Origin of the sequence: Amycolatopsis sp. cmx-4-83 (genome assembly GCF_046548815.1) — a bacterium.
GTDB lineage: Bacteria > Actinomycetota > Actinomycetes > Mycobacteriales > Pseudonocardiaceae > Amycolatopsis > Amycolatopsis pretoriensis_A.
The window spans coordinates 119,253-145,673 of sequence record NZ_JAEBEF010000023.1 but is presented as its reverse complement, the minus strand read 5'-3'; the positions used below and the strand labels follow the sequence as shown (position 1 = coordinate 145,673).

26 protein-coding genes and 1 pseudogene are annotated in these 26,421 nt (G+C 72.5%); 13 read left to right on the top strand and 14 right to left on the bottom strand.

Going from position 1 to position 26,421, the window contains the following annotated elements; translation table 11 throughout:
* The 3 genes and pseudogenes from ACLJQM_RS47095 to ACLJQM_RS47085 form a co-directional block, all read left to right on the top strand.
* Positions 1-419: pseudogene (locus ACLJQM_RS47095) on the top strand (Crp/Fnr family transcriptional regulator); the annotation flags it as partial.
* Positions 420-524: 105 nt separating this feature from the next.
* Positions 525-1,415 (top strand): SDR family oxidoreductase, encoded by an 891-nt coding sequence (locus tag ACLJQM_RS47090; RefSeq protein ID WP_410636534.1) that lies wholly within the window; start codon positions 525-527, stop codon positions 1,413-1,415.
* Between the two features lie 11 nt (positions 1,416-1,426).
* Positions 1,427-1,783 carry a darcynin family protein gene (locus ACLJQM_RS47085; protein WP_360781842.1) on the top strand — a complete coding sequence of 119 codons (357 nt, stop codon included), beginning with the start codon at positions 1,427-1,429 and terminating at the stop codon, positions 1,781-1,783.
* Positions 1,784-1,830: 47 nt separating this feature from the next.
* Here the strand turns inward: ACLJQM_RS47085 and ACLJQM_RS47080 are convergent, their stop codons facing one another.
* Positions 1,831-3,423 carry an MFS transporter gene (locus tag ACLJQM_RS47080; protein ID WP_247024392.1) on the bottom strand — a complete coding sequence of 531 codons (1,593 nt, stop codon included), beginning with the start codon at positions 3,421-3,423 and terminating at the stop codon, positions 1,831-1,833.
* Positions 3,424-3,551: 128 nt separating this feature from the next.
* Positions 3,552-4,184: a dTDP-4-dehydrorhamnose 3,5-epimerase family protein gene (locus ACLJQM_RS47075; RefSeq protein ID WP_410636533.1), complete on the bottom strand. Its 633-nt coding sequence runs from the start codon at positions 4,182-4,184 to the stop codon at positions 3,552-3,554.
* Positions 4,185-4,421: 237 nt separating this feature from the next.
* Between ACLJQM_RS47075 and ACLJQM_RS47070 the strand changes: the two genes are divergently transcribed.
* Positions 4,422-5,585, top strand: coding sequence for an aminotransferase class I/II-fold pyridoxal phosphate-dependent enzyme (locus tag ACLJQM_RS47070; RefSeq protein ID WP_410636532.1), 1,164 nt, complete (start codon positions 4,422-4,424; stop codon positions 5,583-5,585).
* A 49-nt stretch (positions 5,586-5,634) separates the two neighbouring features.
* Here the strand turns inward: ACLJQM_RS47070 and ACLJQM_RS47065 are convergent, their stop codons facing one another.
* The gene (locus ACLJQM_RS47065; protein WP_360781837.1) at positions 5,635-6,414 is read right to left on the bottom strand and encodes a class I SAM-dependent methyltransferase; all 780 of its coding nucleotides are present in this window, start codon (positions 6,412-6,414) and stop codon (positions 5,635-5,637) included.
* Positions 6,411-6,932, bottom strand: a complete 522-nt coding sequence (locus tag ACLJQM_RS47060; protein WP_360781835.1) for a pyridoxamine 5'-phosphate oxidase family protein — start codon at positions 6,930-6,932, stop codon at positions 6,411-6,413. Before ACLJQM_RS47060 ends, ACLJQM_RS47065 begins: the two co-directional genes overlap by 4 nt.
* Positions 6,933-7,141: 209 nt before the next feature.
* Between ACLJQM_RS47060 and ACLJQM_RS47055 the strand changes: the two genes are divergently transcribed.
* Entirely contained in the window at positions 7,142-8,500 is a 1,359-nt protein-coding gene (locus ACLJQM_RS47055) for a nucleotide disphospho-sugar-binding domain-containing protein (RefSeq protein ID WP_360781833.1), read from the top strand.
* 25 nt (positions 8,501-8,525) lie between these two features.
* Entirely contained in the window at positions 8,526-9,881 is a 1,356-nt protein-coding gene (locus tag ACLJQM_RS47050) for an FAD-dependent oxidoreductase (protein ID WP_247024397.1), read from the top strand.
* Here ACLJQM_RS47050 and ACLJQM_RS47045 read toward each other — a convergent pair.
* The 6 genes from ACLJQM_RS47045 to ACLJQM_RS47020 all read right to left on the bottom strand — a co-directional run bounded on the left by ACLJQM_RS47045 (position 9,878) and on the right by ACLJQM_RS47020 (position 15,194).
* Positions 9,878-10,879: a proline racemase family protein gene (locus ACLJQM_RS47045; RefSeq protein ID WP_410636531.1), complete on the bottom strand. Its 1,002-nt coding sequence runs from the start codon at positions 10,877-10,879 to the stop codon at positions 9,878-9,880. The genes ACLJQM_RS47050 and ACLJQM_RS47045 overlap by 4 nt on opposite strands.
* Positions 10,879-11,790, bottom strand: coding sequence for a dihydrodipicolinate synthase family protein (locus ACLJQM_RS47040; RefSeq protein WP_410636530.1), 912 nt, complete (start codon positions 11,788-11,790; stop codon positions 10,879-10,881). Before ACLJQM_RS47040 ends, ACLJQM_RS47045 begins: the two co-directional genes overlap by 1 nt.
* Positions 11,791-11,863: 73 nt before the next feature.
* Entirely contained in the window at positions 11,864-13,150 is a 1,287-nt protein-coding gene (locus ACLJQM_RS47035; RefSeq protein ID WP_410636529.1) for an NAD(P)/FAD-dependent oxidoreductase, read from the bottom strand.
* The gene (locus ACLJQM_RS47030; protein ID WP_247025173.1) at positions 13,147-13,395 is read right to left on the bottom strand and encodes a (2Fe-2S)-binding protein; all 249 of its coding nucleotides are present in this window, start codon (positions 13,393-13,395) and stop codon (positions 13,147-13,149) included. The genes ACLJQM_RS47035 and ACLJQM_RS47030 overlap by 4 nt, the downstream gene beginning before the upstream one ends.
* A gap of 2 nt (positions 13,396-13,397) precedes the next feature.
* The gene (locus tag ACLJQM_RS47025) at positions 13,398-14,564 is read right to left on the bottom strand and encodes an NAD(P)/FAD-dependent oxidoreductase (RefSeq protein ID WP_410636528.1); all 1,167 of its coding nucleotides are present in this window, start codon (positions 14,562-14,564) and stop codon (positions 13,398-13,400) included.
* A 60-nt stretch (positions 14,565-14,624) separates the two neighbouring features.
* A complete protein-coding gene (locus ACLJQM_RS47020) occupies positions 14,625-15,194 on the bottom strand; it encodes a helix-turn-helix domain-containing protein (RefSeq protein ID WP_247024402.1) in 570 nt (189 codons plus the stop codon).
* A 153-nt stretch (positions 15,195-15,347) separates the two neighbouring features.
* Here ACLJQM_RS47020 and ACLJQM_RS47015 point away from each other — a divergent pair, with 153 nt between their 5' ends.
* Together ACLJQM_RS47015 and ACLJQM_RS47010 are read left to right on the top strand one after the other, a co-directional pair.
* Entirely contained in the window at positions 15,348-15,590 is a 243-nt protein-coding gene (locus ACLJQM_RS47015; RefSeq protein ID WP_360781821.1) for a hypothetical protein, read from the top strand.
* A gap of 51 nt (positions 15,591-15,641) precedes the next feature.
* Positions 15,642-16,640 carry a methyltransferase gene (locus ACLJQM_RS47010; RefSeq protein ID WP_410636537.1) on the top strand — a complete coding sequence of 333 codons (999 nt, stop codon included), beginning with the start codon at positions 15,642-15,644 and terminating at the stop codon, positions 16,638-16,640.
* Here the strand turns inward: ACLJQM_RS47010 and ACLJQM_RS47005 are convergent.
* From ACLJQM_RS47005 to ACLJQM_RS46995, 3 genes are all read right to left on the bottom strand, one after another.
* Positions 16,628-16,924: a DUF1540 domain-containing protein gene (locus tag ACLJQM_RS47005; RefSeq protein ID WP_410636527.1), complete on the bottom strand. Its 297-nt coding sequence runs from the start codon at positions 16,922-16,924 to the stop codon at positions 16,628-16,630. The two genes, ACLJQM_RS47010 and ACLJQM_RS47005, sit on opposite strands and share 13 nt — an antisense overlap.
* Before the next feature lie 87 nt (positions 16,925-17,011).
* Positions 17,012-18,349 (bottom strand): MFS transporter, encoded by a 1,338-nt coding sequence (locus tag ACLJQM_RS47000; RefSeq protein WP_410636526.1) that lies wholly within the window; start codon positions 18,347-18,349, stop codon positions 17,012-17,014.
* A 301-nt stretch (positions 18,350-18,650) separates the two neighbouring features.
* A complete protein-coding gene (locus tag ACLJQM_RS46995; RefSeq protein ID WP_410636525.1) occupies positions 18,651-20,663 on the bottom strand; it encodes a phosphocholine-specific phospholipase C in 2,013 nt (670 codons plus the stop codon).
* 152 nt (positions 20,664-20,815) lie between these two features.
* Here ACLJQM_RS46995 and ACLJQM_RS46990 point away from each other — a divergent pair, with 152 nt between their 5' ends.
* Entirely contained in the window at positions 20,816-21,364 is a 549-nt protein-coding gene (locus tag ACLJQM_RS46990) for a MarR family winged helix-turn-helix transcriptional regulator (RefSeq protein ID WP_410636524.1), read from the top strand.
* Entirely contained in the window at positions 21,361-21,759 is a 399-nt protein-coding gene (locus ACLJQM_RS46985) for a hypothetical protein (RefSeq protein WP_247024408.1), read from the top strand. Before ACLJQM_RS46990 ends, ACLJQM_RS46985 begins: the two co-directional genes overlap by 4 nt.
* Before the next feature lie 60 nt (positions 21,760-21,819).
* Here ACLJQM_RS46985 and ACLJQM_RS46980 read toward each other — a convergent pair whose 3' ends face one another.
* Entirely contained in the window at positions 21,820-22,794 is a 975-nt protein-coding gene (locus ACLJQM_RS46980; protein ID WP_410636523.1) for a DUF5914 domain-containing protein, read from the bottom strand.
* 131 nt (positions 22,795-22,925) lie between these two features.
* Between ACLJQM_RS46980 and ACLJQM_RS46975 the strand changes: the two genes are divergently transcribed.
* The 3 genes from ACLJQM_RS46975 to ACLJQM_RS46965 are packed head-to-tail and all read left to right on the top strand — an operon-like array spanning position 22,926 to position 26,421.
* Positions 22,926-24,014: a polyprenyl synthetase family protein gene (locus ACLJQM_RS46975; RefSeq protein ID WP_410636522.1), complete on the top strand. Its 1,089-nt coding sequence runs from the start codon at positions 22,926-22,928 to the stop codon at positions 24,012-24,014.
* A complete protein-coding gene (gene crtI, locus ACLJQM_RS46970) occupies positions 24,011-25,483 on the top strand; it encodes a phytoene desaturase family protein (RefSeq protein ID WP_410636521.1) in 1,473 nt (490 codons plus the stop codon). The genes ACLJQM_RS46975 and crtI overlap by 4 nt, the downstream gene beginning before the upstream one ends.
* On the top strand, positions 25,480-26,421 hold the full coding sequence (locus tag ACLJQM_RS46965; protein WP_410636520.1) for a phytoene/squalene synthase family protein: 942 nt from the start codon (positions 25,480-25,482) through the stop codon (positions 26,419-26,421). Before crtI ends, ACLJQM_RS46965 begins: the two co-directional genes overlap by 4 nt.

Here is a 26,421-nt window from a genome sequence, read left to right as displayed (position 1 = left end):
ACATGGACGACCTGCTCTGCCGGCGACGGAAAACGAAATTCTTCCTCGCCCACCCCCGCGCCATCGCCGCCTTCGGACGCGCCTGCACCGCACACCGGGTATATCCCGACATCACAGTCGTGGACGGAAAACGGGTCTGTGCCTGGCGGGGCGTGCCGATCCTGCCCTGCGACAAAATTCCCGTCACCGACACCGGAACCACCTCGATCCTCGCCATGCGCACCGGCGAAGACGACGCCGGAGTCATCGGGCTACGCCCCCAAGAACTCCCCGACGAATACCAGCCCGGCATCAACGTCCGGCTCATGGGAACCAGCGACCGCGCGGTCACCTCATACCTCGTCTCCGCCTATCATTCCGCGGCCGTGCTGGTGCCGGACGCACTGGGAGTACTGGACGACGTCGAAGTCGCGCGCTGAATTTGCACCTGACGCAAACACTGCTTGCCAAAGTTGCGTGGCACGGACACCGCCGCGGCTCCTAACTTCGATCTCGACAAGAGATTCCGAAGAAGGAGCAGCAGAATGCACGTGTTCGTCACCGGCGCGACCGGCTGGATCGGCTCGGCGGTCGTCGACGAGCTTCTCGGCGCCGGGCACGAGGTCACCGGCCTCGCCCGCTCGGATGCCGCCGCGCTCGCCCTCGGCAAGAAGGGCGCGCGGGTCCGGCGTGGCGACCTCGACGACCTCGACGGGCTCCGCGACGGTGCCCTCGATGCCCAGGCCGTCGTCCACCTCGCCAACAAGCACGACTGGGGCAACCCGGCGGAGAGCAACCGGGCCGAGCGGGCCGCGGTCGAGACGCTCGCCGAAGCGCTCGTGGGCTCCGACCGGCCGTTCGCCCTCGCGGCCGGGCTCTCGGGCCTGGTCCGCGGCCGGCCCGCGACGGAGGCCGACGTCTCCCCCGAGGTCGGCCCGGACTCGCACCGCGGCGGCGCCGAGAACCTCGCCCTCGAGTACGCCGAGAAGGGGGTCCGGGTGCTGAGCGTCCGCTTCGCCCCTTCGGTGCACGGCCCCGGCGACCACGGCTTCCTGGCCGCGATCACGGCGGCCGCGCGCAAGCACGGCGTGTCGGCCTACCCCGGCGACGGCACCAGGGCGTGGTCCGCGGTCGCCCGGCCCGCCGCAGCCGAGCTCGTCCGCCTCGGCATCGAAAGCGCCCCGGCCGGGTCCCGGCTGCACGCCGTCGCGGAGGAAGCCGTCACAGCCCGCGAAATCGCGGAGGCGGTCGGCCGCACGCTCGACGTCCCGGTGGTCTCGCTGGCGCCGGAGCTCGTCGCCGGGCACTTCGGCTTCGTCGGCCGGTTCTTCGCGCTGGACATGACGGCGTCGAGCACCCGCACGCGGGAGCTCCTCGGCTGGACGCCGTCCGGACCGGGCCTGGTCGAGGACATCCAAGCCGGCGCCTACCTCTGAAAGGGGAAGTCATGACCTTCGAAGCGGAAGTCACCGCGTTCATGCTCGTCAAGACGACGCCCGAGTGGCTGGGTCTCTCGGTGGAGCAGCGGGTGCACGCGTTCGAGACCGAGATCCTGCCGGTCGTCAAGGAAAAAGCGGCGGGGGTGCGCTCGCGGTTCTTCGACACCGAGTTCTACTCCGCGCGCGTCACCGACGTCTGGGTGTGGGAGGCCGCCGACCACCAGTCGTACCAGCTGGTGATCGAGGCCCTGCGCGAAACCCCGTTCTGGGACCGGTACTTCGAGATCACCGAAATCCTGGTCGGGGTCGAGAACGGCTACGCGAAGAACTACGGCATGAACACCTTCGCCACCGTCGACCTCTAGCCGGCCGGGATCGCCGGGGGCAGGGGTGTGCCCCCGGCGATCGCGGTCTAGGCGGCCTCTTCGGCCTCCACCGGCTGCGGCGTGATGTCGGCGTCGGCCGGCGCGGCCTCCTCGCCGTCCATGCGGACGTTGCGGAACAGGACCAGCGCGAGCGTCGCCAGCAGCGCGATGAGAATCGCGCAGACCAGCGCCGCCACGGCGAACCCGCTGGTGAACGCCTCCCGGACCGAGGTGAGCAGCGTGGTGCCGACCTGGCCGGACAGGCTCTGCGCGGCGGCCGTGCCCTCGGCGATGCCACCGTTGGCGGCGGTGGCGACGTCCGACGGCACCCCGGCCGGGACCTCGATCTGCCCGCGGTAGGCGGCGGTGGCGATGCTGCCGAACAGCGCGATCCCGAGCGCGATGCCGAGTTCGTTGCTGGTCTGCGAGATCGCGCCGGCCGCGCCCGCCTTCTCCGGCGGGGCCGAGCCGATCACCAGGTTGATGCCCAGCACCACCATCGGGGAGAGCCCGCCGGTGGCGAGGACCGTGCCGATCACCGTGACCGGCAGCCCGTTCGTCACCGGAACCTGCGTCAGCAGCAGGAACCCGGCGGCGGAGATCGCCATCCCCACCGCGATGACGAACGCCGGGCGGAACCGCTGCGCGAGCGGCGGCGCCACCATGTACCCGACCATCATCGCGACGGTGTACGGGATCAGCCAGAGGCCGGAGTTCAGCGGCGACAAGCCGAGCACGAGCTGCAGGTACTGGTTGAACAGCAACAGGATGCCGCTGATCGTGGAGCCGCCGAGCAGCAGGATGCCGAGCGCGCCGCTGAAGGCGGGCCGGCCGAGCAGGCGGATGTCCAGCAGCGGGTCGGCGAGCCGGCGCTGCCGCCGGACGAACGCCGTGCCGAAAAGCAGCCCCACCACGAGGACGATGGTCGGCACGAGCACCGCCTCGCCGCGGGCCAGTTCCTTCAAGCCGTAGATCACCGGCAGGACCGCGGCCAGCGACAACCCGGCGCTGATCAGGTCCAGCCTGCCGCCCGTCGTCGCGGGCTCGGACCGCGGCAGCAGGATCGGTGCGGCGACGAGGAGCAGCACCATCACCGGCAGGCCGAGCAGGAACACCGAGCCCCACCAGAACGCCGACAGCATCACGCCGCCGACCAGCGGGCCGATCGCCAAGCCGACCATGAAGCAACTCGTCCAGATGCTGAGCGCCATGCCGCGCTGCTTCGCGTCGCGGAACATGTTGCTGATCAGGGCCATCTCGGTCGGGACCAAAGTGGACCCGGCGATCCCGAGCGCGGCCCGGGCGATGATGAGCATCGTCGCGCTGGTCGAAAACGCGGCCACGGCCGACGCCGCGCTGAACAGCGTCGCGCCGATCATCAGCAGTTTCCGGTGCCCGATGCGGTCGCCGAGGTTCCCGCTCGTGACCAGGAGACCGGCGATGGTGAACCCGTAGATGTCGATGATCCACAGCATTTGCGAACTACTGGGGTGCAAATCCGCGGTCACGTGCGGAATCGCCAGGAGCAACACGCTCATGTCCAGCGCCAGCAGCAGGGTCGGAAGGGTGAGGACGGCCAGGCCGACCCACTCCCGCCTGCCCGCCCGCTCACCGGAGTGGGTCGAGCTGTTCGTTGTCATGAGAAGCCCTTCATGCGTCCGGCATATACCGTCAACCCTCGACCGGTTCGCCGGTGCGGGCATCCTCGAAAATGCGCAGTTGGGGCTTCTTTGCGGCGCGGACGCGGTTTCGACACTATGTTCGCAATTCAGTGCGCCGATGTCGAATAGGCGTGCGCCGGATTTTCGCGCAGCCGCCGGTAGTGCGTCAGGCATTCCTCGTACCGCGGCAGCAGCCCCTCTTCCCGCGCCCGGGCCAGCCGGGGTGCCGCGCGGTCCTTGTCCGACAGCAGCGGCTCGACGCCGGCCGGCCACGGCAGGCCCAGGTCCGGGTCCAGCGGGTCGAGGCCGTGCTCGCGGCCCGCGTCGTACTCGGTCGTGCACAGGTAGGACAGCACCGTGTCGTCCTCGAGGGCCATGATCGCGTGGCCGAGGCCCTCCGGCACGTAGACCGCGCGGAATTCGTGCGGGTCCAGGCGCACCGCGTCCACCACGCCGAAGGTCGGGGAACCCACGCGGATGTCGGCCACCACGTCCAGCAGAGCCCCTCGCGAGCAGTAGACGTACTTCGCCTGGCCGGGCGGCACGTCGGCGTAGTGCAGACCCCGGATCGTGCCGCGCCGGGACCGGCTGTGATTCAGCTGCGCCACCTTCAGCGGGTGCCCGACGGCTTTGACGAATCCCTCTTCCTGGAACGGGCACACGAACAGGCCCCGCTCGTCCGGGAACACCCGCGGGCTGAACTCGAACGCCCCGGGCACGGCCAGTTCCCTGACTTCCACGGTGCTCGGCGGCACCGGTCGTGCACTCGTGCCGACGGCGGCCGCGATACGGCCTCTGACCTCTTCCAATGTGCCCACCCTCTTCCGGACCGGCGATGAACGCGAAGACGTGAGGCAGGATTATCGCGCACAAAACGGTCAGATCGCCATCAACGGGACCAAGAAGTCCTTCCGTGCGCAACTACGCGGAACACGGCCGGCCTGCCGGTGAACGCGGCCGGCCGGGAAGGAGTGCAGATGACAGAGTCACCGCCGCGGTTCAGCACCCCGCTGCACGTCGGCCGTCCGAACATCGGCGACCGGAGCCGGTTCCTCGACCGCCTCGGCGGCGCGCTGGACCGGCAATGGCTGGCCAACAACGGCCCGCTGGTACGGGAATTCGAGGCGAGGGTCGCCGAACTCGCCTCGACCCGGCACTGCGTCCCGGTCGGCAACGCGACGGTCGGCATCCAGATCGCGGCGAAGGCGGCCGGGGTCGAGCCGGGCGACGAGGTCGTCGTCCCCTCGTTCACCTCGCCCGCGACGGCCCACGCGCTGCACTGGATCGGGGCCACGCCGGTGTTCTGCGACGTCGACGACACCGCCAACGCCGACCCGGCCCACGTCGCCCGCCTGATCGGGCCTCGGACGCGGGCGATCGTCGGCGTGCACGTGTTCGGCAGGCCGTGCGCCATCGACCGGCTGTCCGAACTCGCGGAGCGGCACGGCATCCCGCTCATCCTGGACGCCGCCCAGGCGGTCGGCTGCACCTACCGCGGCGCGCCGATCGGCGGGTTCGGCGTCGCCGAGGTGTTCAGCTTCCACGCGACCAAGTACCTGAACAGCTTCGAAGGCGGGGCCATCGTCACCGACGACGACGAGCTCGCCGAACGCGCCCGCGCCATGCGCAACCTGGGGATGAACGACGAGCGCGACCAGGTGGTGTGCGGCATCAACGGGCGGATGACCGAGGCGTCCGCCGCGATGGGGCTGACCTCCCTCGAAGCGATGGAGACGATCATCTCCGCGAACCGGCGCAACCACCGGCTCTACCGGACGGGACTGGCCGGCCTCGACGGCGTGCGCCTGCACGAGACGGCGCCCGGGGAACGCGCCAACTACCAGTACGTCGTCATCGAAGTCGACGGCGAAGTCAGCAGGGCCGATCGCGACACCGTGCTCGACGCGCTGGCCCGGCACAACGTGCTGGCCCGGCGCTACTTCCACCCCGGCTGCCACCAGATCCCGCCGTACCGCGACCACCCGGCGCTGCACACGCCGCTGCCGCTGCCGCGCACGGAAGCGTTGTGCGGCCGGGTGCTTTCGCTGCCGACCGGGACGGCCGTCGGCGCCGCGGAGATCGCGGGCATCTGCGAGATCATCCGGGAGACGTGCACGGAGGGGCAGGCCCGGGCCGCCTGACAGGAAGGCCGGACCTCGGGTGAGGTCCGGCCTTCCCGCGTCGCGGCGTTCAGGAATCCTTGCGCACGGCGATGAACAGGCCCGGCGCGTTGTGCGGGCGCTCGCCGAGCCGCCACGGGATGTCGGCGAACTCGACCGCGCAGCCGGCGTCTTCGAACGCGTTCACGTACTCCTCGCGGGCGAACAGCTGCATCAGGAAGATGTCGGTCCACTCGCGGATGCCGTCCGGCTGGGCGACGACGAACTTGATCTCCACGCGGGCGCTGTCGCCCTGGCGGGTGGAGTGCGTGACGCGCGAGACGATCCGCCGCTCCTCCTCCACCAGGTGCCCGCCGACGTACCCGTCGAGGAACTGCTCGGGGAACCAGCCGGGCTCGACCACGAGCACGCCACCGGGTTCCAAGTGCTTCACCAGCTGGGCGACGGCGAGCCGCATGTCGGCCAGCGTCTCGACGCACGCGATCGCGTTGCCGAGGCAGACGACGGCGTCGAAGGTGCGGCCCAGGTCGAACGTGCGCATGTCGCCGGGGTGCACGGCGACGTCGGGCAGCCGGCGCCGCGCGACCGAGCGCATGGCTTCGGCGAGCTCGACGCCTTCGGTGTGGTCGAACGCCTTGCCGAACCGGCCCAGGTGGGCGCCCGTCCCGCAGGCGACGTCCAGCAGGCTCTCCGCCGCGGGCCGCCGCGACCGGATGATCCGGGTGATGTCGTCGGCTTCGTTCTCGTAGTTCTTGCCGCGGCTGGTGAACACCAGGTCGTACAGCTCGGCGTGCGCGTCGCCCCAGGCGCCGTGGATGTCGGCCCAGCTGCGCTCGGTTTCGTCGGTCATGCCGTCTCCTCCCCGAAACGCCAGCGCGCGGACCCGAAGGGCTCCGAGGTGCCCAGGCCGAACACGGTGCTGACGGTGACTTCGTACAGCTCGTACGGCGGCGGTCCCGCGGTGGGCGCGCCGAAGGGCGCGGTGAACGCGCCGTCCTCGACGGTGACGGGCCAGCCGTACTTGTCGATGTAGGCCTCGGCGATCCGCTGGAGCTCGCCCTCGTCGGTCACCTTGGCGGCCTTGCCCTCGATGACGATGTCCAGGTCGTCGCTGGTGGCCGTGATGACGCAGTGCGGGTTCTCCGCGAGGTTCTTCGCCTTGCGCGCGCCCGGGTTGGACGTGAAGTACATCGAACCGTCGACCCAGACGCCGAACAGCGGCATGACGTGCGGCCGGCCGTCCGGGCGCACGGTCGAGAGCCAGTACGTGGAGTTGCCGTGGACCAGCCCCTTTTCCGCCAGCTCCCAGCTCGGTGCGGGTGCGTCGTACCCGCTGATCACCTTGCCTTCAGGTGCTTTCGCGTTCATCCGGCTTCCTCCTCACAGCCCGGTTCGAGGCAAGAGTCGCATTTGTCCAGCTTTCGTCAGTGATCATGACGGACCGGGCCGCGGATTGCTTCTCCGAGGGTGCTCAGTGCTCCCGGCACCGTCCGATCAGGACGGTCTCGCACTCGGGAAGAAGACCGCCGGATCGGGCGTAGCGACTATTGGGAACAAATAGGATGTAAGGAGTCGTCATGCGCGTCGCGTTCGCCTTGTGGCCGAACCCCGTCCACCTGTATCCGATGGTCCCGCTCGCCTGGGCGCTGCGTGCCGCCGGGCACGAGGTCTACGTGGTGTCGCACCCGGCGCTCGCCACCATGGCCACCAACTCGGGCCTGCCGTTCGTCCCCGTGTGCGACGAGGACGCGATGCCCGTGCCGATGGGGCCGGGCAACGCCTACACCGAGGAACGGGCCAAGGTCGAGCTGATCACCGAGGCGCTGGACCTGCCCGACGCGGCCCGGGAGCGGTGGAACATCTTCAGCCAGTTCCTGCTGCCGTCCATGTGGGACTTCAACCCCTACCAGGGCGACGCGACCTCCCTGCCCGCGATGGACGGGCTCGTCGAGTTCTTCCGCGGCTGGCGGCCCGACCTCGTCATCTGGGACCCGTGCTTCGCCGGCGCCGGGGTGGCCGCGCGGGCGGTGGGGGCCCGGCACGCCCGGTACACCGGACCGGACTTCGTCGGCTGGTGCCTCGACACGTTCGAAGAAATCACCGGGCGGCCGGGCGCGCCCGCGATCGAGAACCCGCTGGCCGAGACCGTGCGGCCGATGGCCGAGAAGTACGGCGTCCCGGTCGACCGCGAGACGATGCTCGGGCAGTGGACGCTGAACCCGATGCCGGCGGCCATCAACTGGCCGGTCGACACGACGATGGTCCCGGTGCGCTGGATCCCGCACGCCAACGCCGAGATCATCCCGGACTGGCTCTACCCGCTCCCGGACCGGCCCCGCGTCGCGCTGTCGCTCGGGCTGTCGATGCGCAACTACATGACCACCGGCTGGGAGTACGTCGAGGTGCTGCTCGAAGCGCTGGGCGGCCTGGACGTCGAGGTCATCGCGACGCTCAACCAGAAGCAGCTGAGCGCGGTCTCGCACATCCCCGACAACGTGCGGGTGGTCGACTACGTCCCCCTCGACCAGCTGATGCCGACCTGTTCGGCGCTGATCCACCACGGCGGGTTCGGCACCACGATCGCCGCCGCGACCTCGCGCGTGCCGCAGCTCGTCGTGGACTTCCTCGAGGAGGACGTCACCGCGGTCGCCCTCGACGGCGGCATCGCGGCCACCCGGTACGTCGTCGCGCCCACCACCGTCGGGTTCGTCTCCGGCCCGGGCGCCGGCGACGTGATCGACCTGAGCCGTCCCTCGATCGAGGCGATCCGCGCCCAGGTCACCCGGGTCCTCACCGACGAATCCTTCCGGCACGGCGCCGACCGCCTCTACGGCGACCTGCTGACCGCGCCCAGCCCCACCGACGTCGTCGCCCAGCTGGAGAAGCTCGCACAGCCGTCGCGCTTCTCGAATCGTGTCACCGATCGAGCCGCCTAGGCGCGCTCCTTAAGGAGGTGCCGGGATGAGCAACGGAAGCGCAGAGCGCGCCGTGGTCCTCGGCGGAAGCATCGCGGGGCTGCTCGCGGCCCGCGTCCTCGCCGACGTCCACGGCGAGGTGCTGGTGGTGGACCGCGACCGGTTCACCGGGCCCGGGGTGCGCCAGAGCGTGCCGCAGGGCCGGCACGCCCACGGCCTGCTGGCCCGGGGGCAGCAGGCGGTGGAGGAGCTGTTCCCCGGGCTCACCGACGAGCTGCGCGGGGCCGGTGTCCCGGTCGGCGACGTCTCGGCGCGGATGCGCTGGTACGTCGACGGGCACCGGCTGCGGCCGGGCCCGACCGGCCTGCTCATCATCGGCGCCGCGCGGCCGGTGCTGGAGCACCACGTGCGGGCCCGCGTCGCCGCGTTGCCCAACGTGACGTTCGTCGAGGGCCACGACATCGCGGGCCTCGCCGCGACGGCCGACGGGAGCCGGGTCACCGGCGTCCACGTGCAGGAGCGCGTCGCAGGCAGCGAGCCGCGGCGCCTCGACGCCGCTCTCGTCGTCGACGCCACCGGTCGCGGCTCGCGGGCGCCCAAGTGGCTGCGCGACCTGGGCTACCCGGAGGTGCCCGAGGAGCGCGTCAAGGTCGACCTGGCGTACACGAGCCGCCGCTACCGGCTGCGCACCAACCCGTTCACCGAAGAGCAGTCGATCAACGTGATCGCCACCCCCGGCCACCCGCGCGGGGCGTTCTTCCACACCCTCGGCGGCGGCGAGTGCCTGCTGTCGCTCACCGGGTTGCTGGGCGACCACCCGCCGACCGACCCCGGGGAGTTCCTGGCGTACGCGAAATCCCTGCCCGTGCCGGACATCCACGACGCCATCGCGGACGCGGAGCCGCTGACCGACCCGGTGTGCTTCCGCTTCCCGGCCAGCACGCGGCGGCACTACGAGCAGCTGTCCCGCGTCCCGGACGGCTTCCTCGTCGTCGGCGACGCGTTCTGCGTGTTCAACCCGGTGTACGGCCAGGGCATGACGGTGGCGACGCTGCAGGCCCAGACGTTGCGCCGGCACCTCGGCCGCGGCCACGCACCCCGGCCGGCGGAGTTCTTCGCCGACGCGGCCCGCGTGGTCGACGCCCCGTGGGAGATCGCCGCGGGCGGCGACCTCGCCTTCCCGGGCGTGACCGGCCGCCGCACGGTGAAGACGAACATCGGCAACGCCTACGTGTCCCGTGTCCAGTCCGCGGCCACGCTCGACGCCGAGGTGACGAACGCCTTCATGCGCGTGGCCGGGCTGATCGACCCGCCGCAGGCCCTGATGCGGCCCCGGCTGGCGTTGCGCGTGCTGCGCGGCGCTCGCCGGGCCGCCCGGGACGACGACCAGCTCGCCGCTTAGAGCACGAAGCCTGCCGGGAAGGGATCCGTCGGGTCCAGCAGGTAGGTGGCGGTGCCGGTGATCCACGCCCGGCCCGAGAACTCCGGGATCACCGCCGGCACCCCGCCCACCTCGGTCTCCGCCACCAGTTCGCCGGTGAACGTCGTGCCGATGAACGAGCTGTTCTCGAACGGCGTGTGCAGCGGGAGCTCGCCCCGGGCGTGCAGCTGCGCCATCCGGGCGGACGTGCCGGTGCCGCACGGCGAGCGGTCGAACCAGCCCGGGTGGATGGCCATCGCGTTGCGCGAAGCCCGCGCGTCCGAGCCCGGCGCGAGGAACTGGACGTGCTTGCAGCCACCGATCAGCGGGTCCTCGGGGTGCTTCGGGGGCCGCTGCTCGTTGATCGCGGCCATGATCTCCAGGCCCGCGCCCAGGATCCGGTCCTTTTCGGCCCGGTCGAACGCGATGTCCACTTGGGACAGTTCGAGGATGGCGTAGAAGTTCCCGCCGTACGCGAGGTCGTAGCGGACGTCACCGAGGCCCGGCACGGAAACCACGGCGTCGCGCTCGGCGAGGAACGACGCGACGTTGCGCAGCTTGACCCGTTCGGCGCGCCCGTCGCGGACGGTGACCTCGGCGTGCACCAGCCCCGCCGGGGTGTCCAGGCGCACCACGGTCACCGGCTCGGTCACCTCGACCATGCCGGTCTCCACCAGCACCGTCGCGACGCCGATCGTGCCGTGGCCGCACATCGGCAGGCAGCCGGACACCTCGATGTAGACCACGCCCCAGTCGGCGTCGGCGCGGCAAGGCGGCTGCAGGATCGCGCCGCTCATCGCGGAGTGCCCGCGCGGCTCGTGCACCAGGAACTGCCGGATGTGGTCCAGCTCGGCCATGAAGTACCGGCGGCGCTCGGCCATCGTGGCGCCCGGGATCGGGGCGACGCCGCCGGTCACCACCCGCGTCGGCATGCCTTCGGTGTGCGAATCGACCGCCGTGATCGCGCGCGAGGACCGCATCACGCCACCCCCAGCGCGGCCAGCGCGCGGCCCATGTCCGCGCGGACCTGCTCGCGGTGGACGTCCGAGAGCGGCCCCCGCGGCGGGCGGCACTGGCCGCCGCGCCGCCCCACCATGTCCATCCCGAGCTTGATCGCCTGCACGAACTCGGTGCGCGAGTCCCAGCGGAACGCGGCCACCAGCGGCTCGTACAGCGCCCTGGCCTCGTCGAGCTTGCCCGCCGTGGCGAGTTCGAACAGGCGCGCCGACTCGGCCGGGAAGACGTTGGGGAACCCGGCGAACCAGCCGGTGGCGCCCATCAGCAGGCTTTCCAGGACGACGTCGTCGGCACCGCTGATGACGGCCAGCCCGGGCGCGCGTTCCCGGATCTCGAGCACGCGCCGGACGTCGCCGGAGAACTCCTTGACCGCCACCACGTTGTCGATCTGCGCGATCTCGGCCAGCAGGTCCGGCGTGAGGTCGACCTTGGTGTCGAAGGGGTTGTTGTAGACCATCACCGGCAGCCCCGCCGAAGCGACGGCTTCGAAGTGGGCGAGCACCTCGCCGCGGTTGGCGCGGTAGAGCGTCGGCGGCAGGCACAGCACGCCGTGCGCGCCGTCCTCGGCCGCCGCCTCGGCCCAGTACCGGGCCTGGTGCGCGCCGGGACCGTGCACCCCGGCGACGACGATCCCGTCATCCCCGACGGCCTCGATCGCGGTGCGCGCGACGCGGCGGCGTTCCTCGTCGGTGAGCGAGGAGTACTCGCCGAGCGACCCGTTCGGGCCGACCCCGCGGCAGCCGTTTTCCACCAGCCACCGGCAGTGCTCGGCGTAGGCGTCGTAGTCGACGGCCAGCCCGGCGGGCGCGCGGTCGTCCTCCCGGTAGGGCAGGGCGGCGGCGACGACCACGCCCCCGAGGTCACGGGTGTTCATGCGCGCGCCTCGCTGACGCTCGGCGTGGCCAGAACCCCAAGCGCAGTGTTGGATGATTCGTTCGCAGGCTCACTCATGCCTCGATCTCCTTCGCGTCGGCGAGCTCGCCCAGGCGGATCGGCTGGGCGATCGGACGGTGGTGGCGCTCGGCGGTGCCGCAGAGCGCGCTGACGGCGGCGCCGCACATCCGGCCCTGGCAGGGGCCGAGGCCGGCGCGGGTGCCGAGCTTGAGCGCGTGCGGCCCGGGTGCGGCCGGGTCGCCGGCCGCGCGCGTGAGTTCGCCGGCGGTCGTTTCCTCACACCGGCAGACGATGGTGTCCTCGCGCAGCCAGCCCGGCCAGGCCGCGCCGATCGGGTGGGCGGCGGCCAGGCGGGCGGCGAACGCCCGCGTGCGGTCCCGCTCGCGCAGCAGCGCGCGGTCCGGCACGCCCCCGGCGGCGGCGCACCCGGCGACCGCGCCTTCGGCCGCCGCGGCCACCGCACCGCCGATGCCGGTGAGCTCGCCCGCGGCGAACACCCCCGCGACGCTGGTGCGCTGGTCGTCGCCGACGCGGACGAACCCGCCGTCGAGCGCGCACCCGGCCGCGACGGCCAGTTCCGGCTGCGGCGCGAACCCGTGCCCGACGCAGACCGCGTCGACCTCGTAGGTCCGTTCGGTGCCGGGGACGACCGACCAGTCCGCGCGCAGGCGGGCGGTCACGGCTTCGCGGACGTGGTCGTCCCCGCGGGCTTCGACGACCGTGCGGCCCAGGTGGTAAGGCACCCGGTGCCGGGCCAGCGCGGCCGCGTACCGGGCCAGCTCCCCCGCCTTGCGCGCGTCCCGCCACGACCATCCTTTCCGGACGGTCGAGGCCGGGTTCGCTTCCAGGACAGCGAGAACGCCCGCCCCGACGGCCAGGAGGGACTCGGCGACCGGCAGCAGGAACGGCCCGGCCCCGGCGACCAGCACCCGCTTGCCGACGGCCACCCGGTCCCCCTTCGCCAGTGCCTGCGCGGCGCCCGCGGTGAAGACGCCGGGCAGCTGCCAGCCGGGGAAGGGCAGCGTGCGGTCGTGCGCTCCGGTGGCGAGGACCAGCGCGTCGGGCTCGAGGACGTGGCGCTGCCGTCCGGTGCCGTCCGCCGGGCCGCGCAGGACGTGGACGCGCTTGCCGTCGACCGCCCACACCGTGCTTTCCGGCCACCACGTGCACCGGCTCAGCACCGCCTCGAAACCGTGCGGTGCCCCCGGCGGCTGCCGGTGGTACTGCCCGCCCGGCGCGTCGGACTGGTCCAGGATCGTGACGTCGGCCCCGGCGCGCACCGCGTGTGCGGCGGCCGCGAGCCCGGCGGGCCCGGCGCCGACGACGACCACCCGCGTCACGCGTCCGCCCGGGACTGGGTGCGGATCTCGTCGCCGTCGGCGGCGCGGCGGCGGCAGGCGCGGACGTCGGGGACGCCGTTCACGGTCAGCAGGCAGTCGAAGCAGGCACCGATCCCGCAGAACACCCCGCGCGGCGCGCCGGAACGCGTGGTGCGCCACGACTTCCGCCCGGCCGCCAGCAGAACGCCCGCGACGGTCTGGCCTTCGACGCCCGGCACGGGTTCGCCGTCGACGGTGATTTCGATGCTCACGCGACCACCGCCGGCCGGTCCACGGTGAACTCCCCGACCGGCATCGACGGCTCCGCCCCGGTCAGCAGCTCCCGCAGCAGCCGCGCGGTGCCGGCGCTGAGGCCGATGCCCGCGCCCTCGTGTCCCGTTGTGTGCCAGAGGTTTCCCAGCCGAGGGTCCTCGCCGAGCACCGGGAGGTGATCGTCCACATAGGGCCGGAACCCGCCGTAGGCCCGCATCACCGCGGCGTCGGCGAGCGCCGGGAACAGCCGGACGGCCTTGGCCGCGACGGCGCCCAGGACGTCCGGCCGGATCGCGTCGTCGAACCCGACCCGGCGGCGGGACGAGCCGATCAGCACGGTGCCGCCCCGCGTCGACTCGACGACCGCGGACGTCTGGAGGTCGCCGCTGCCGGTGCCGACCGCCCCGACGTAGTCGGCGTCGTAGACCTTGTGCCGCACCACGCCGGGCATCGGGGTGGTCACCAGCACCTCGCCGCGGCGCGGCCGGACGGCGATGGGCGCGCCGAGCCGCGCCGAGACCTCCCCGGCCCACGGGCCCGCCGCGTTCACGACGACGTCGGCGTCGAGGACTTCGCCGGGGACGCGGACCCCGGTGAGCCGGCCGCCTTCGACGCGGGCGCCGGTCACTTCGGTGTCGACGCGCAGCCGGGCGCCGTGGGCGAGTGCCGAGCCCAGCAGGGCCAGCGCCGCGCCGGCCGGCTGCACCTGCGCGTCCTCCGGGTAGCGGACGGCCGCGGCCACTTCGCGGGTCAGCGCGGGTTCCGCCGCCGCGACCTCGGCCGCGGAGAGCCGCTCGGTGCGCACCCCGGCGGCGGTCTGCGTTTCGGCGAACGCGGTCAGCGCGCGGGCGCCGGCTTCGGTGGTGGCGACGACGATGCCGCCCTTGGCGTCGAACTCCGCCGCGGCCGCCGCACGCGGGTCTTCGGCGGCGATTTCTTCGACCAGCCGCGGCCACAGCCGGTTCGACAGCTGGGCGAGCACCAGCTCCGCGCCCGGTCCCTTGTCGGAGACGAGGAGGTTGCCTTCACCGTGGGAGGTGGTCCCGCCCGCGGGCCGGCCGCGGTCGACGACGAGGACGTCGAAGCCGGCCAGGCGGAGTTCCCGGGCGCACGCCGCACCGACGATCCCGGCGCCGATCACCACCACCCGCGTTCGGTCCATCGACCCTCCAGCGTTCGGTAAAGCGAACGATCGGAGGGTAGATCCGCGATCGGAGGGGTGTCAATCCCGCAGCACGGGGTGCGGGCGGCCGTCGAGCCGTTCGTCCGCGCGGTACTGCAGCAGCAGCACCGAGTGCACCGGGGCCGCCAGCGCGGTGTAGCTGTGCGGCTCGCGCGCGTCGAACGCCACGTAGTCGCCCGGCCCGAGGTCGACGACCCGGCCGGCCACCTCGACCCGCAGTCCGCCGGTCTGCACGACGGTGTGCTCGACGCCGACGTGCCCCTGCGAGCGCTGCGGCGCGTCCCCCCGCACGACCTGGTCGTACACCTCGAAGACGCTGCTGTCGGCCTCGATCCGGCGCAGCGGCCGCAGGTCGACGCCTTCGCCGCTGAGCACCTCGACGTCGGCCGCCCGCACGACGGTCAGCCCGCCGCGCGGCCGGTGGTCGAGCAGGTCGGAGATCGCCACTTCGAGGGCGCGGGACAGGCTGAAGACCGTCTCGATGGTCGGGTTGCCGGTGCCGGCTTCGAGCTGCGAGAGCGTCGCCTTGCCGATCCCCGAGCGCCGGGACAGCTCGGACAGCGAAAGCTCGCGCGAAACCCGGGCCGCGCGCAGGTTCACCGCCAGCATGTCCCGGATCGACGGGTCACTCCGCGTTCCGCCGTTCGGTAAAGCGTCCACTTGCCCAGCCTTCCGTTCGGCTCGCCGATCGGGCACGTCATGATGCCACGCCCGGCAAAATTGCCCACCACGAACCGCCGCCCGCGGTGTTTCGATGTCCGCATGGTGAAGACTCTGACCACGGGCTTGGCCGTCATCGGCGTCACCGCCGCCCTCCTGGCCACCCCGGCCCAGGCGGCGACGAGGTACTACCAGCAGACCGTCACCGGCTCGACCCAGGCGCAGTGCGAAGCGGCCGGTTCCCAGCTCGCGCAGCAGAAGATGGCCGAGGGCTACCTCGTCACCTGGATCGGCTGCGGGTACTCGAACTTCCGCTGGGCGGGCCTCGTCGGCTGGTCCGACTGACCCGCCCGGCCGGACGGACTGGCTAACCTGGAGCCGGTGAACATCCTCGCGATGGCCGGTCTGGCCACCCCGATGGCCATCCGGGTGGCCGCGACGCTCAGCCTGGCCGAACGCGCGGGCGACGCGGGCGCGACAGCGGCGCAGCTCGCCGCGGAAACCGGCACCTCCGAACCGGCCCTGGAGTGCCTGCTCGACCACCTCGTGGCGATCGACGTCTTCGCGGTGACGGCCGGCCGTTACCGGCCCACCGAACTCGGCGCGCAGCTGCGGGAGGACGCGCCGGAGGGCGTCAAGCCGCTGCTCGACATCGGCGCCGCGGGCGGGCGGGCCGAACTCGCGTTCGCGGACCTGCTGGGGACGATCACCACCGGCGAGCCCGCCTACGTCCACCGCTACGGACGGGAGTTCTGGGCGGACATCGACGCGCAGCCGGCCCTGCGGCGCTCGTTCGACGCCCAGATGCGCTGGCGCTTCCGGGTGCAGGCACCGCAGATCGCCGAGCGCTTCGACTGGAGCCGCTTCCCCCGGATCCTCGACGTCGGAGGTGGCGACGGGACGGTGCTCGAAGCGATCCTGCGCGCCCACCCCGGCGTCCGCGGCGACGTGCTGGACCTGGCTCCCTCGGCGGCGGCCGCGGCGGAGCGGTTCGCGGCGGCCGGGCTCGGCGACCGGGCCGGTGCGGTGCCGGGTAGCTTCTTCGACCCGCTCCCGGCCGGCGCGGACGCCTACCTGCTGTCCGACATCCTGCACGACTGGGACGACACCCACGCCCGCCGCATCCTCGAGAGCTGCCGCCGGGCCGCGGCGCCGGCCGCCACCGTGGTGGTCGTCGAGCCGGTGCGCGACCAGGGCGCGGACACGGCGATCGACCTGTTCATGCTGATGTGCTTCGGCGGTCGCGAACGGACGGTCGGCCGGCTCACCGCGCTGGCCGCCGAAAGCGGTCTCTCGCTGCGTGGTACGACCCCGGTGTCGGACGGCCGGACGGCGCTGGAGTTCGCACCGGCCGGAGGGGACGCCCCCTCCGGCCGGGACCGCTACCGCTCGTAGGTCAGGCAGTTCGCCGTGTGCCCGCCGGCGCCGGCGCCGACGCGGACGCTGGGCGCGGTGCACTCGAGGGCGGAGTTGTGCCGGCAGTCCACCCGGGAGCAGGCGCCGACCTGCGCGACGACGCGGTCGAGGCCGCCCTTGGTGTTCAGCGGGACGAAGGTGCCGCAGTCGGCGGACCCGTTGTCGCCGCCGACGGTGATGGCGAACGCGTGGCAGCCGTCGTGGTTGTAGGAACAACCGCTGACGGTGCACTCGTGCACGGCGGGCATCTCGGTGGTGGTCATGCGGACTCCTGGTTCCGTGGTGGGAAAACAGTCGGTCCCCCGACGTTCCCACCCGGAACCGGGCCTCGCAATGCGCACGGCCCGGCACTACCCGGTCGGGGAACCCCGCCCGGCGGGCGCTTCCATCGCGTCGTCGTCCGTCCGAAGAGGAACACCGCGCCGGTCGCGGACGAAGAACGTCGCGATCAGTCCCAGCACCGTCATCCCCGCGAGGTACGCGCACACCGAGTAGACGGTCCCGGTGCTCGACTGCAGGGCTTCGGCGATCGTGGGCGCGAACGCTCCCCCGAGGACGGCGCCGATCGCGTAGGAGATCGCGGCGCCGCTGTAGCGCACCCGCGTCGGGTACATCTCGGCGTACAGCGCGGCTTGCGGGCCGTAGGTGAGGCCGAGGCCGACGGAGAACAGGACCAGCGCGAGCACGAGCAGGCCGAGGTTCGCGGTGTCGAGCAGCGCGAAGAACGGGACCATCCACAGGAGCTGGACGGCGAACCCGATGCGGTACACCTTGATCCGCCCGACGCGGTCGGCGAGGTGGCCGCCCACCAGGGTGCTGACCAGCCAGGCGACCGCGGACACCATGACCGCGGCCAGCACCGCGGACCGGTCCAGGTGCAGCGTCTTGACCGCGTAGGACTGGACGTACCCGCCGGTCGTCATGTACCCGACGGCGTTGTTGGCGGCGAACAGCAGGGCGCCGAGCAGGACGAGCACGCCGTGGTGCCGGAACAGCGCAACCAGCGGCAGGCTCGACCGGCTGCGCGTCCGGCGCACTTCTTCGAACACGGGGCTTTCCGCCACGCGGCCGCGGATCAGCAGCCCGACGACGATGAGCACGAAGCTCAGCAGGAACGGGATCCGCCAGCCCCAGGCGAGGAACTGCGCGGGCGTCGTCACGGCCGCGGCCAGCGCGAGGGCGCCGTTGGCGAGCAGCAGCCCGATCGGGACGCCGATCTGCGGGAAGGCACCGTAGAGCCCCCGCCGGTCATCCGGAGCGTGCTCGACGGCGAGCAGCGCGGCACCGCCCCACTCCCCGCCGGCCGAGAGCCCCTGCACGATCCGCAGCACGACGAGCAGAACGGGCGCGGCGACACCGACCGAGCCGGCGCCGGGAACGAGTCCGATGAGGACGGTCGAGACCCCCATCAGCAGCAGGGTGGCGATCAGCAGCGCCCGCCGCCCGAAGCGGTCACCGAGGTGCCCGGCGACGACGGCCCCGATGGGGCGGAAGAAGAAGCTGATCCCGACGGTCGCGAAGGACAGGAGGAGCGCGTCCTTGCCGAGCGCGGAGAAGTATTGGGTGGCGAAGACGAGCCCGGCCGAGATGGCGTAGATGAAGAAGTCGTACCACTCGATGGTGGTCCCCGCCATGGCGGCGAGGACCACGCGCCGGTGCTCACGATCGATGCTGCCGAACAGTCGCATGACGGCTCCCTTGATGTCCGCTGACCGTGGGGCAGGATCGTATATAATTTTCGATATGATCCGCAAGGGGTCGTTGACATGCGAAAACCCGGCCGATGGGGTGGTCGGCCGGGTTCACGGGGACTGCACTGCCGCCCCTCGGGTCCCGCTCAGCACGGCCTCGCACTACTGGGCCACGGCTCAGCAGCGTCCCGCCGCCGGATCGCACTGCGGGACGCCCCGCGCCGCCGAACCGCCGTCGAACCAGGAGGGGCACCCCCATGGTCACGACGACCACGAGGGTGCCCCTCACGACACGACCTCAGTCCGTCAGGATCGCGGGGTCGCTCGTGCTCGGCCGCCCCGTCTCCACGTGGCCCGCCAGGCGGCGCAGGAACTTCGGGTCCCGGTCCGAAGTCACCGAGACGTCGTACCAGTTGTTGCTCCGCCGGATCCCCACCGACTCGACGACCTTCGCCCCCGGCCGCACCAGGCGGGTCACCGAGTGGTGGCCGTAAGCGTCCTTCACCGTCAGGCGTACCGGCACCGAGCCGGGATTGCTCAGGACCAGCGTCAGGTCACCGTCCCCGCACCGGACCGAAACCTCCGGGCCCGCCGCCGCGCCGCGGAACTGGCGGACGAAACCGCCCGGGCCGTACGCCGTGTAGTCGTAGGGACCGGACACCGGCAGCGTCGCCGTCAGCGAGCGGCCCGCCCCCGCCGTGTACGTCCGCGGCTCCCCCGATGGTGTGACGACGTAGAACGCCGCTCCCGCGCGGCCGTGGCTGGCGAACGTCACCGCCAGGCCGCCGCCGGACAGCCGGGCGTCGGCCGACAAGTCGTACGGGAGTGCCCGCGATCGCCGGAGTCCGCGTTCCTGCTTCGGCAGCACGTTGTTCGCCGGCACGGCCGGGACGTAGTCCGGGTGCCGGTCGCGGTCCGGGGGCTCGTAGCCCGCCGTGTCCGGCAAGGCCGGGACCCGGACGTCGGTGCGGGAGAAGTCGAACGCCGAGGTCAGGTCGCCGCACACCGAGCGGCGCCAGGCCGAGATGTTCGGCTCGTGGACGCCGAAGCGCTGCTCGATGAAGCGGATGATCGACGTGTGGTCGAACGTCTCCGAACAGACGTACCCGCCCTTGCTCCACGGCGAGACCACGAGCATCGGGACGCGCTGGCCGAGGCCGTACGGGCCGGCCGGGTTCGAGGCCGACCCCGCGAAGATCTCGCCGGAGGTGTCCACAGTGGACTGACCGGCGGTGACGTACGGCGGGACGACGTGGTCGAAGAAGCCGTCGTTCTCGTCGTAGGTGATGAGCAGCGCCGTCTTGCTCCACACCTCCGGGTTCGAAGTGAGGGCGTCGAGCACCTGCGCGATGTACCAGGCGCCGTAGTTCACCGGCCAGTTCGGGTGCTCGCAGAACGCCTCCGGCGCCGTGATCCACGAAACCTGCGGCAGCTTCCCGGCCTTGACGTCCGCGCGCAGCCGGTCGAAGTAGCCCTCGCCCGCCTTCGCGTTCGTGCCGGTTCGCGCCTTCTCGTACAGCGCGTCGCCGGGCTTGGCGTTGCGGTAGGAATTGAAGTACAGCAGCGAGTTGTCGCCGTAGTTGCCGCGGTAGGCGTCGTCGATCCAGCCCCAGCCGCCGGCCGCGTCGAGGCCGTCGCCGATGTCCTGGTAGATCTTCCACGACACCCCGGCCTTCTCCAGCCGCTCGGGGTAGGTCGTCCAGGAGTAGCCCTTTTCGTCGTTGCCGAGGACCGGGCCCCCGCCCTGGCCGTCGTTGCCCGTGTACCCCGTCCACATGTAGTAGCGGTTCGGGTCGGTCGAGCCCATGAACGAGCAGTGGTAGGCGTCGCAGATCGTGAACGCGTCGGCCAGCGCGTAGTGGAACGGGATGTCCTCGCGCGTCAGGTACGCCATCGTGGTCGAGCCCTTGGCGGGCACCCACTTGTCGTACTTGCCGCCGTTCCACGCCGCGTGCGTGTCGTTCCAGCCGTGTGGGAGGTCCTGGATGAACTGCAGGCCGAGGTTGTCCGCTTCGGGGCGGAAGGGCAGGATGTCGCGCTTGCCGTCCGACTGTGCCCAGACCGACTTGCCGTTCGCCAGGGTCGCCGGCCGCGGGTCGCCGTAGCCGCGCACGCCGCGCAGCGTGCCGAAGTAGTGGTCGAACGACCGGTTTTCCTGCATCAGCACCACGATGTGCTCGATGTCCCGCACCGTGCCGCTGTGCCGGTACGCCGGGATCTCCGCCGCGCGGGCGATGCTGGTGGAAAGTGCGGAAAGGGCAGCCGTGCCGCCGGCCAGCTGCAGGAAGCGCCGACGATTGACGTCCGTCATGGGGACTCCGGGGGTGTCGTGGTGAAGAGCCGGGTCAGTATGGGTCGCTGATCGAGAACCTGTGCCGGGACAGAGGCTAACTCCGGTTGAAAGCCTGGTTAACGAGCTTCCCTTCCCAGATGCGGAAGTACGTACTAATGTAGTGCTTCACTATGAACGACGTATCTGACGTAGCGTTCGACCGGGATCCCGCCGGCCACCTGTTCTCCCCCGAGGTCCGCGCCGCGCTGGCCGGGTTCGCCGTCGACGGCGACACCGCCGCGCTGGAGGCGGCCGCCGCCGTCCGCTCGGCCGCGCGCAGCCTCGACCAGCTGCGTTCCCGCGGCACCGGCAGCCGCGGTCTCAGCCCCGGTGCGCTCGACATCCTCATCCGCCTCGCCGACCGCGAAGCCGGCACGAACATCAAGGACCTGGCGGCGTCCGCCGGGGTCAGCTCACGCAACGTCACCGGCCTCGTCGACACCCTCGAGCGCGCGAGCCTCGCCGCGCGGGTCCCCGATCCCCGCGACCGGCGCTCAGTCTTGGTCCGGATCACCCCGGACGGCCGGACGTGGCTCGAGGACTTCCGGCGCCCGTCCCAGGCGGCGATGGCCGCCGTGTTCCGCGGCTTCACCGCCGAGGAGACGACGACGCTGCGGCACCTGTGCCTACGCCTCGTCGAAAACCAGCAGCACCTCGCCCGCTACCTGGAGGACCGATGACCGAGTCGACCCGCGAGGCCGTGCAGGCCTACCACCGGGCTCGTTTCGCCGGGGACGTGACCGCCGCGGCCGCCCGGCTCGCGGACACCTTTTCGTTCGAGAGCCCGCTGATCAGCTCCGGCGACGCCCGCGGCCACCTCGACGGGCTCGCCGCGTTCGTGGCGATCGTGACCGGGGTCGAGCTGATCAGCGAACTCTACGGCGATTCGGAGGCCACGCTCGTCTACGACGTGCACACCGCGACCCCGGTGGGCGTCCAGCGCACGGCCGAGCACTTCCGGCTGCGGGACGGAAAGATCGAAGCGATCACGCTGATCTTCGACGCCACCCGCTGGCACCCGGTCATGGCAGCGGTGCCCGTCCGCCTGCCCGGATCCGCGGAGACCACGAGCTGAGCTCGAACAACGGACGGGCACCGCCGGACTCGGTGTACCCGGCGCACCGGGCGGCAAACTTCACCCGCTGCGCAAGGCGTACCGGCGTTCGGCGTAGGCGAGGTCGTCGCGCCACAGCCGCGCCGCCGTGTGGCGCATCAGCGGCCGGATCGCCGGGGCGAGCTTCGCCGCCAGCGCGAACCCCGGCCGCTCGGAAGCAGCGATCGTCGCTTCGATGACCGCCGTCCGGGGCTTGCCGTCGAGACCGGGCCCGAGCGGGGTCGCGTGCGTTTCGACCACGCTGCCGACGCCTTCGCCCTCGACGATCCGCATCACGACCGTCCGCGGTTCCGGGCAGAGGAACTCCGCGTGCACCGGCACGCCCGCACGCCCGGCCAGCCGGAACGTCACCTCGACGAGGAACCGGTCCGATCCCTCGGTGCCGTCCGGCGTTTCGAGCACCCGCAGCCGGCTGAACGAATAGGGGTGGAACCACGCGCCGTGCCAGGGGTCGAGCCGGTTCGCCACGACGTCTTCCGGTTCGCACGTCCCGGTCAGCGTCGCCACGGCGTCGATGCTCGGCCCGCCCGCCGGGCGCTCCGGGACCACCGGGCGGTCCGACGGCGGTTCGCCGCCGAGTGCGTCCAAGCGGGCCCAGACGAGGACGCCGTCGTCGTGCGCGGGCACCGGTGACCAGGTGCCGCAGCGCGTGCCGTCGAGCCGGAGGCCGTGCCAGCGGCAGACGAGCCCGCCGCGGTCGATCCGGGCGTCGGCCAGCGGGGCGCCCAGGTGCGGGCACGCGCCCGGGCCGATCCGGACTTCGCCGTCCTCGTCGCGCCACGCGACGAGCTCGTGGCCGCCGACGGTGCTCCCGAAGGGCCGGTCGGCGCGGACCTCGCGGCTCGCGCCGATGACGAACCAGTTGCCGGACGGCCGGGCGGACGCGCGTTTCCCCGCCGCTTCGATCAGGGCGGGCGCGCACTCGCGGTACGTCGGTTCCTGTTTCGCCCAAGCGGGTTCTTTGAACAGCTGGACGGGCCATCGCCGGACGTTCACGAGGCCCATCGTCGCCGATCCGCATCGCACTCGCAACGCGACGGCGAGCGCCGCAGTGATGTTTGTGCGAGCCTGTTCGGGGTAACTGCCGGAACGCATCGACTTTGCAGCGAACCTCGGAAGGAGTCCGGATGGCGGTGATCCCCGCGGCCGGCGCCACCGGGACGACGGCCTGGCTGGACGCGTTGCGCCGGCGGTGCGGGGCGGACGTCCACGCCTTCGTCACCGAGCGGGTGCGGGAGCACTTCACCGGACGGGCCGCCGAAGCCCCGGCGGTCACCGCGCTGCCGGAGTTCGTCACCGGCGGGAAGTTCCTCCGCCCGATGTTCGCCTACACGGGCTGGCGCTGCGGCGGCCCGGAGAGCGCCGCGGCCCTGCGCGCCGCCGCCAGCCTCGAGCTGCTGCACTGCTTCGCGCTGATCCAGGACGACGTCATGGACGGCTCGGCGCGGCGGCGCGGGCACCCGGCGATGCACGTCCGGTTCGCGCGCTGGCACGAAAGCCAGGGCCTCGCCGGCTCCGCGCAGCGGTTCGGGGAGTCGGCCGCGGTGCTGATGGGCGACCTCTTCCTCGTCTGGTCCGGGCAGCTGCTGCACGAAAGCGGGCTCGACGCGGGCGCGCTGGCCCGCGGGCGGGCGGTCTACGACCGGATGCGGTCCGAACTGGCCGTCGGGCAGCTCGGCGACCTGGTCAACGACGCCCGCGCGCTGCCGTCCTGGGCCGACGTCCTCGACGTGATCCGCCGCAAGTCCGGCGACTACACCGTCCGCCGCCCGCTCGAGTTCGGCGCGGCGCTGGCCGGCTGCGCGGACGACGTCCTCGCCGCGCTGGGCACCTACGGCGGGCTGCTCGGCGAAGCGTTCCAGTTCCGCGATGACCTGCTGGGCGTGTTCGGCGACCCGGCGGTCACCGGCAAACCCGCGGGCGACGACCTGCGCGAACGCAAGGCCTCCAGCGTGGTCGTGCTCGCCGCCGACCTGGCGAGCCCCCGGCAGCGCGCCGAGCTCACCGGGTTGCTCGCCCTGGACGCCGTCGACGCCGCGGCCGTCGCGCGCTGGCGGGACCTGATCACCGCGACCGGTGCGCGCGACCAGCTGGAGAAGCTCATCGACGAGCGCGTCCGCCGCGCCCTCGAAGCGATCGACCTGGTGGACCTGCCCGGGCCGGCCGCCGCGGCGCTGACGGTGCTCGCCCGCCGCTGCACCGAACGAGTCCGATGAGGACGGTCACCGGGCCGACCGGCCGGGTCGTGGTCGTCGGCGCGGGCCTGGCCGGGCTGTCCGCCGCGCTGCACCTCGCCGGCCGCGGCCGCGAAGTCGTCGTGGTGGAGCGCGACGCAGGACCGGGTGGCCGGACGGGCCGGCTCGAGCTCGGCGGCTACCACCTCGACACCGGCCCGACCGTGCTGACCATGCCGTCGATCCTCGCGGACACGTTCGCCGCGGCCGGCGCCGAAATGACGTCGGAACTGCGCCTGACCCGGCTCGATCCCGCCTACACCGCGCGGTTCGCCGACGGGTCGGTGCTGCCGGTGCACACCGGCGCCGAGCCGATGACCGACGCGGTCCGCGACTTCGCCGGGCCGGCCGAGGCCGCCGGGTACCGCAGGCTCCGCGACTGGCTGACCCGGCTGTACGCCGCGGAGTTCGACCGGTTCGTCGGGAGCAACATCGATTCGCCGCTCGGCCTGGTCTCCCGCGATCTGGCCCGGCTCGTCGCGCTCGGCGGGTTCCGGCGCCTGGACCGCAAGATCGGCACCTTCCTGCGCGACGAGCGCCTCAAGCGCGTCTTCACCTTCCAGGCCCTGTACGCCGGCGAGTCGCCGATGCGGGCGCTCGCGCTGTACGCGGTGATCTCCTACATGGACACCGTCGGCGGGGTCTACTTCCCCCAGGGCGGGATGGCCGCGGTGCCGCGGGCCATGGCCCGGGTCGCCGCGGCGGCCGGGGTGGAGTTCCGGTTCGGCGCGCCGGTGACCGCCCTCGAACGCCGGGGCGCCCGGGTCACCGCCGTCCGCACGGCCGAGGGGCGGCTGCCCTGCGACGCCGTGGTGCTGACCACCGAACCGCACGAGAGCTACCGGCTGCTGGGCCGCACCCCGCGCCGCCCGGTGCCGTTGCGCCCGGCGCCGTCGGCCCTGGTGCTGCACGCGGGCGGCCCCGGCTACTGGCCGGTGGGGCACCACACGATTTCGTTCGGCCACGGCTGGGCGTCGACCTTCCGCGAGCTGATCACCGAGGGCAGCCGGATGAGCGACCCGTCGCTGCTGATCACCCGTCCGACCGCGACCGACCCCGGCCTCGCCCCGCCCGGCCGGGAGCTGTTCTCCATCCTGGCGCCGGTGCCGAACCTGCGGCGCGGCCCCGAAGACTGGGACGCCGAAGCCGAGCCGTACGCCAAGGAGATCCTGGACCGGGTCCGCGGCGGCCTGCTGCCCGGCTTCGAACCGGAGGCGTGGCACGTCCTGAGCCCGGCCGACTGGGCCCGGCGCGGGATGGTCGCGGGCACGCCGTTCAGCTACGCGCACTCGTTCGTCCAAACGGGACCGTTCCGGCCGCGGAACCTGCCACCGGGCACGGAAAACGTGGTCCTCGCCGGCGGCGGGACCGTGCCCGGCGTCGGCGTCCCGACCGTCCTGCTCTCCGGGCGGCTGGCCGCCGCCCGGATCACCGGGGAAGGAGCGCGATGACCCGCCGGGAACTCGACGCCGCCGGCATCACCGGGGCCGGGCTGCGGCTGGCCTACCAGCGGTGCCGGGAGCTCAACGCCCGCCACGGCCGGACCTACTTCCTGGCCACCCGGATGCTGGCGCCCGCGCAGCGCCCGGCGGTCCACGCGCTCTACGGGTTCGCGCGCTGGGTCGACGACGTCGTCGACGAACCGGAACCCGGCGCCACGCCCGAGTCGATCGCCGCCACGCTGCACGCCGTCGAGGACCGCTTCTTCGCGGAGCTTTCCACCGGGCACAGCGAAGACCCGGTGCGCGCGGCCGTGCTCGACACCGTGTCCCGCTACGCCATCGACGAAGAGCACTTCCGCGCGTTCTTCGCCTCGATGCGGATGGACCTCACCGTGACCGGCTACCCGACCCGGGCCGCGCTCGACGAGTACGTGCACGGCTCGGCCGAGGTCATCGGGCTGCAGGTGCTGCCCGTGCTCGGGACCGTCGTCCCCCGCGCGGAGGCCGCCCCGCGCGCCGCCGCGCTCGGGAAAGCCTTCCAGCTGACCAACTTCCTGCGTGACGTCGCCGAAGACCTCGAACGCGGGCGGGTCTACCTGCCCGCCGACGAGCTGGCCGCCGACGGCGTCGACCGCGACCGGCTCGGCTGGTGCGCCCGCACGCGGCGGATCGACCCGGCGGTCCGGCGCGCGCTCGCCGCGCAGATCGCGAGCACCCGCCGGACCTACGCCGAGGCCCGGCCGGGCATCGCGATGCTGCACCCGGCGTCGCGCCCGTGCGTCGAGACGGCGTTCGTCCTCTACGGCGGCATCCTCGACCGCATCGAAGCCGCCGGGTACAACGTCTTCGCCGGCCGCGCCCGCGTGCCGAAGCACCGGCGGCTGCTTGCCGCGTGCGACGCCCTCGTGCGGGCGCAGTGGGCCCGGCGGCGGCAGGCGGTGGCCTGA

Bases quoted from the DNA above. Each gene is read 5' to 3' on its own strand.
- ACLJQM_RS47070 (WP_410636532.1), top strand. From the start codon at position 4,422: ATGACAGAGTCACCGCCGCGGTTCAGCACCCCGCTGCACGTCGGCCGT.
- crtI (WP_410636521.1), top strand. From the start codon at position 24,011: ATGAGGACGGTCACCGGGCCGACCGGCCGGGTCGTGGTCGTCGGCGCG.
- ACLJQM_RS46995 (WP_410636525.1), bottom strand. From the start codon at position 20,663: ATGACGGACGTCAATCGTCGGCGCTTCCTGCAGCTGGCCGGCGGCACG.
- ACLJQM_RS47025 (WP_410636528.1), bottom strand. From the start codon at position 14,564: ATGGACCGAACGCGGGTGGTGGTGATCGGCGCCGGGATCGTCGGTGCG.
- ACLJQM_RS46985 (WP_247024408.1), top strand. From the start codon at position 21,361: ATGACCGAGTCGACCCGCGAGGCCGTGCAGGCCTACCACCGGGCTCGT.
- ACLJQM_RS47050 (WP_247024397.1), top strand. From the start codon at position 8,526: ATGAGCAACGGAAGCGCAGAGCGCGCCGTGGTCCTCGGCGGAAGCATC.
- ACLJQM_RS47045 (WP_410636531.1), bottom strand. From the start codon at position 10,879: ATGCGGTCCTCGCGCGCGATCACGGCGGTCGATTCGCACACCGAAGGC.
- ACLJQM_RS47060 (WP_360781835.1), bottom strand. From the start codon at position 6,932: ATGAACGCGAAAGCACCTGAAGGCAAGGTGATCAGCGGGTACGACGCA.
- ACLJQM_RS47005 (WP_410636527.1), bottom strand. From the start codon at position 16,924: ATGACCACCACCGAGATGCCCGCCGTGCACGAGTGCACCGTCAGCGGT.
- ACLJQM_RS47090 (WP_410636534.1), top strand. From the start codon at position 525: ATGCACGTGTTCGTCACCGGCGCGACCGGCTGGATCGGCTCGGCGGTC.
- ACLJQM_RS47085 (WP_360781842.1), top strand. From the start codon at position 1,427: ATGACCTTCGAAGCGGAAGTCACCGCGTTCATGCTCGTCAAGACGACG.
- ACLJQM_RS47020 (WP_247024402.1), bottom strand. From the start codon at position 15,194: ATGCTGGCGGTGAACCTGCGCGCGGCCCGGGTTTCGCGCGAGCTTTCG.
- ACLJQM_RS47080 (WP_247024392.1), bottom strand. From the start codon at position 3,423: ATGACAACGAACAGCTCGACCCACTCCGGTGAGCGGGCGGGCAGGCGG.
- ACLJQM_RS46965 (WP_410636520.1), top strand. From the start codon at position 25,480: ATGACCCGCCGGGAACTCGACGCCGCCGGCATCACCGGGGCCGGGCTG.
- ACLJQM_RS46990 (WP_410636524.1), top strand. From the start codon at position 20,816: ATGAACGACGTATCTGACGTAGCGTTCGACCGGGATCCCGCCGGCCAC.
- ACLJQM_RS47065 (WP_360781837.1), bottom strand. From the start codon at position 6,414: ATGACCGACGAAACCGAGCGCAGCTGGGCCGACATCCACGGCGCCTGG.
- ACLJQM_RS47055 (WP_360781833.1), top strand. From the start codon at position 7,142: ATGCGCGTCGCGTTCGCCTTGTGGCCGAACCCCGTCCACCTGTATCCG.
- ACLJQM_RS47015 (WP_360781821.1), top strand. From the start codon at position 15,348: ATGGTGAAGACTCTGACCACGGGCTTGGCCGTCATCGGCGTCACCGCC.
- ACLJQM_RS47010 (WP_410636537.1), top strand. From the start codon at position 15,642: ATGGCCGGTCTGGCCACCCCGATGGCCATCCGGGTGGCCGCGACGCTC.
- ACLJQM_RS46975 (WP_410636522.1), top strand. From the start codon at position 22,926: ATGGCGGTGATCCCCGCGGCCGGCGCCACCGGGACGACGGCCTGGCTG.
- ACLJQM_RS47040 (WP_410636530.1), bottom strand. From the start codon at position 11,790: ATGAACACCCGTGACCTCGGGGGCGTGGTCGTCGCCGCCGCCCTGCCC.
- ACLJQM_RS47000 (WP_410636526.1), bottom strand. From the start codon at position 18,349: ATGCGACTGTTCGGCAGCATCGATCGTGAGCACCGGCGCGTGGTCCTC.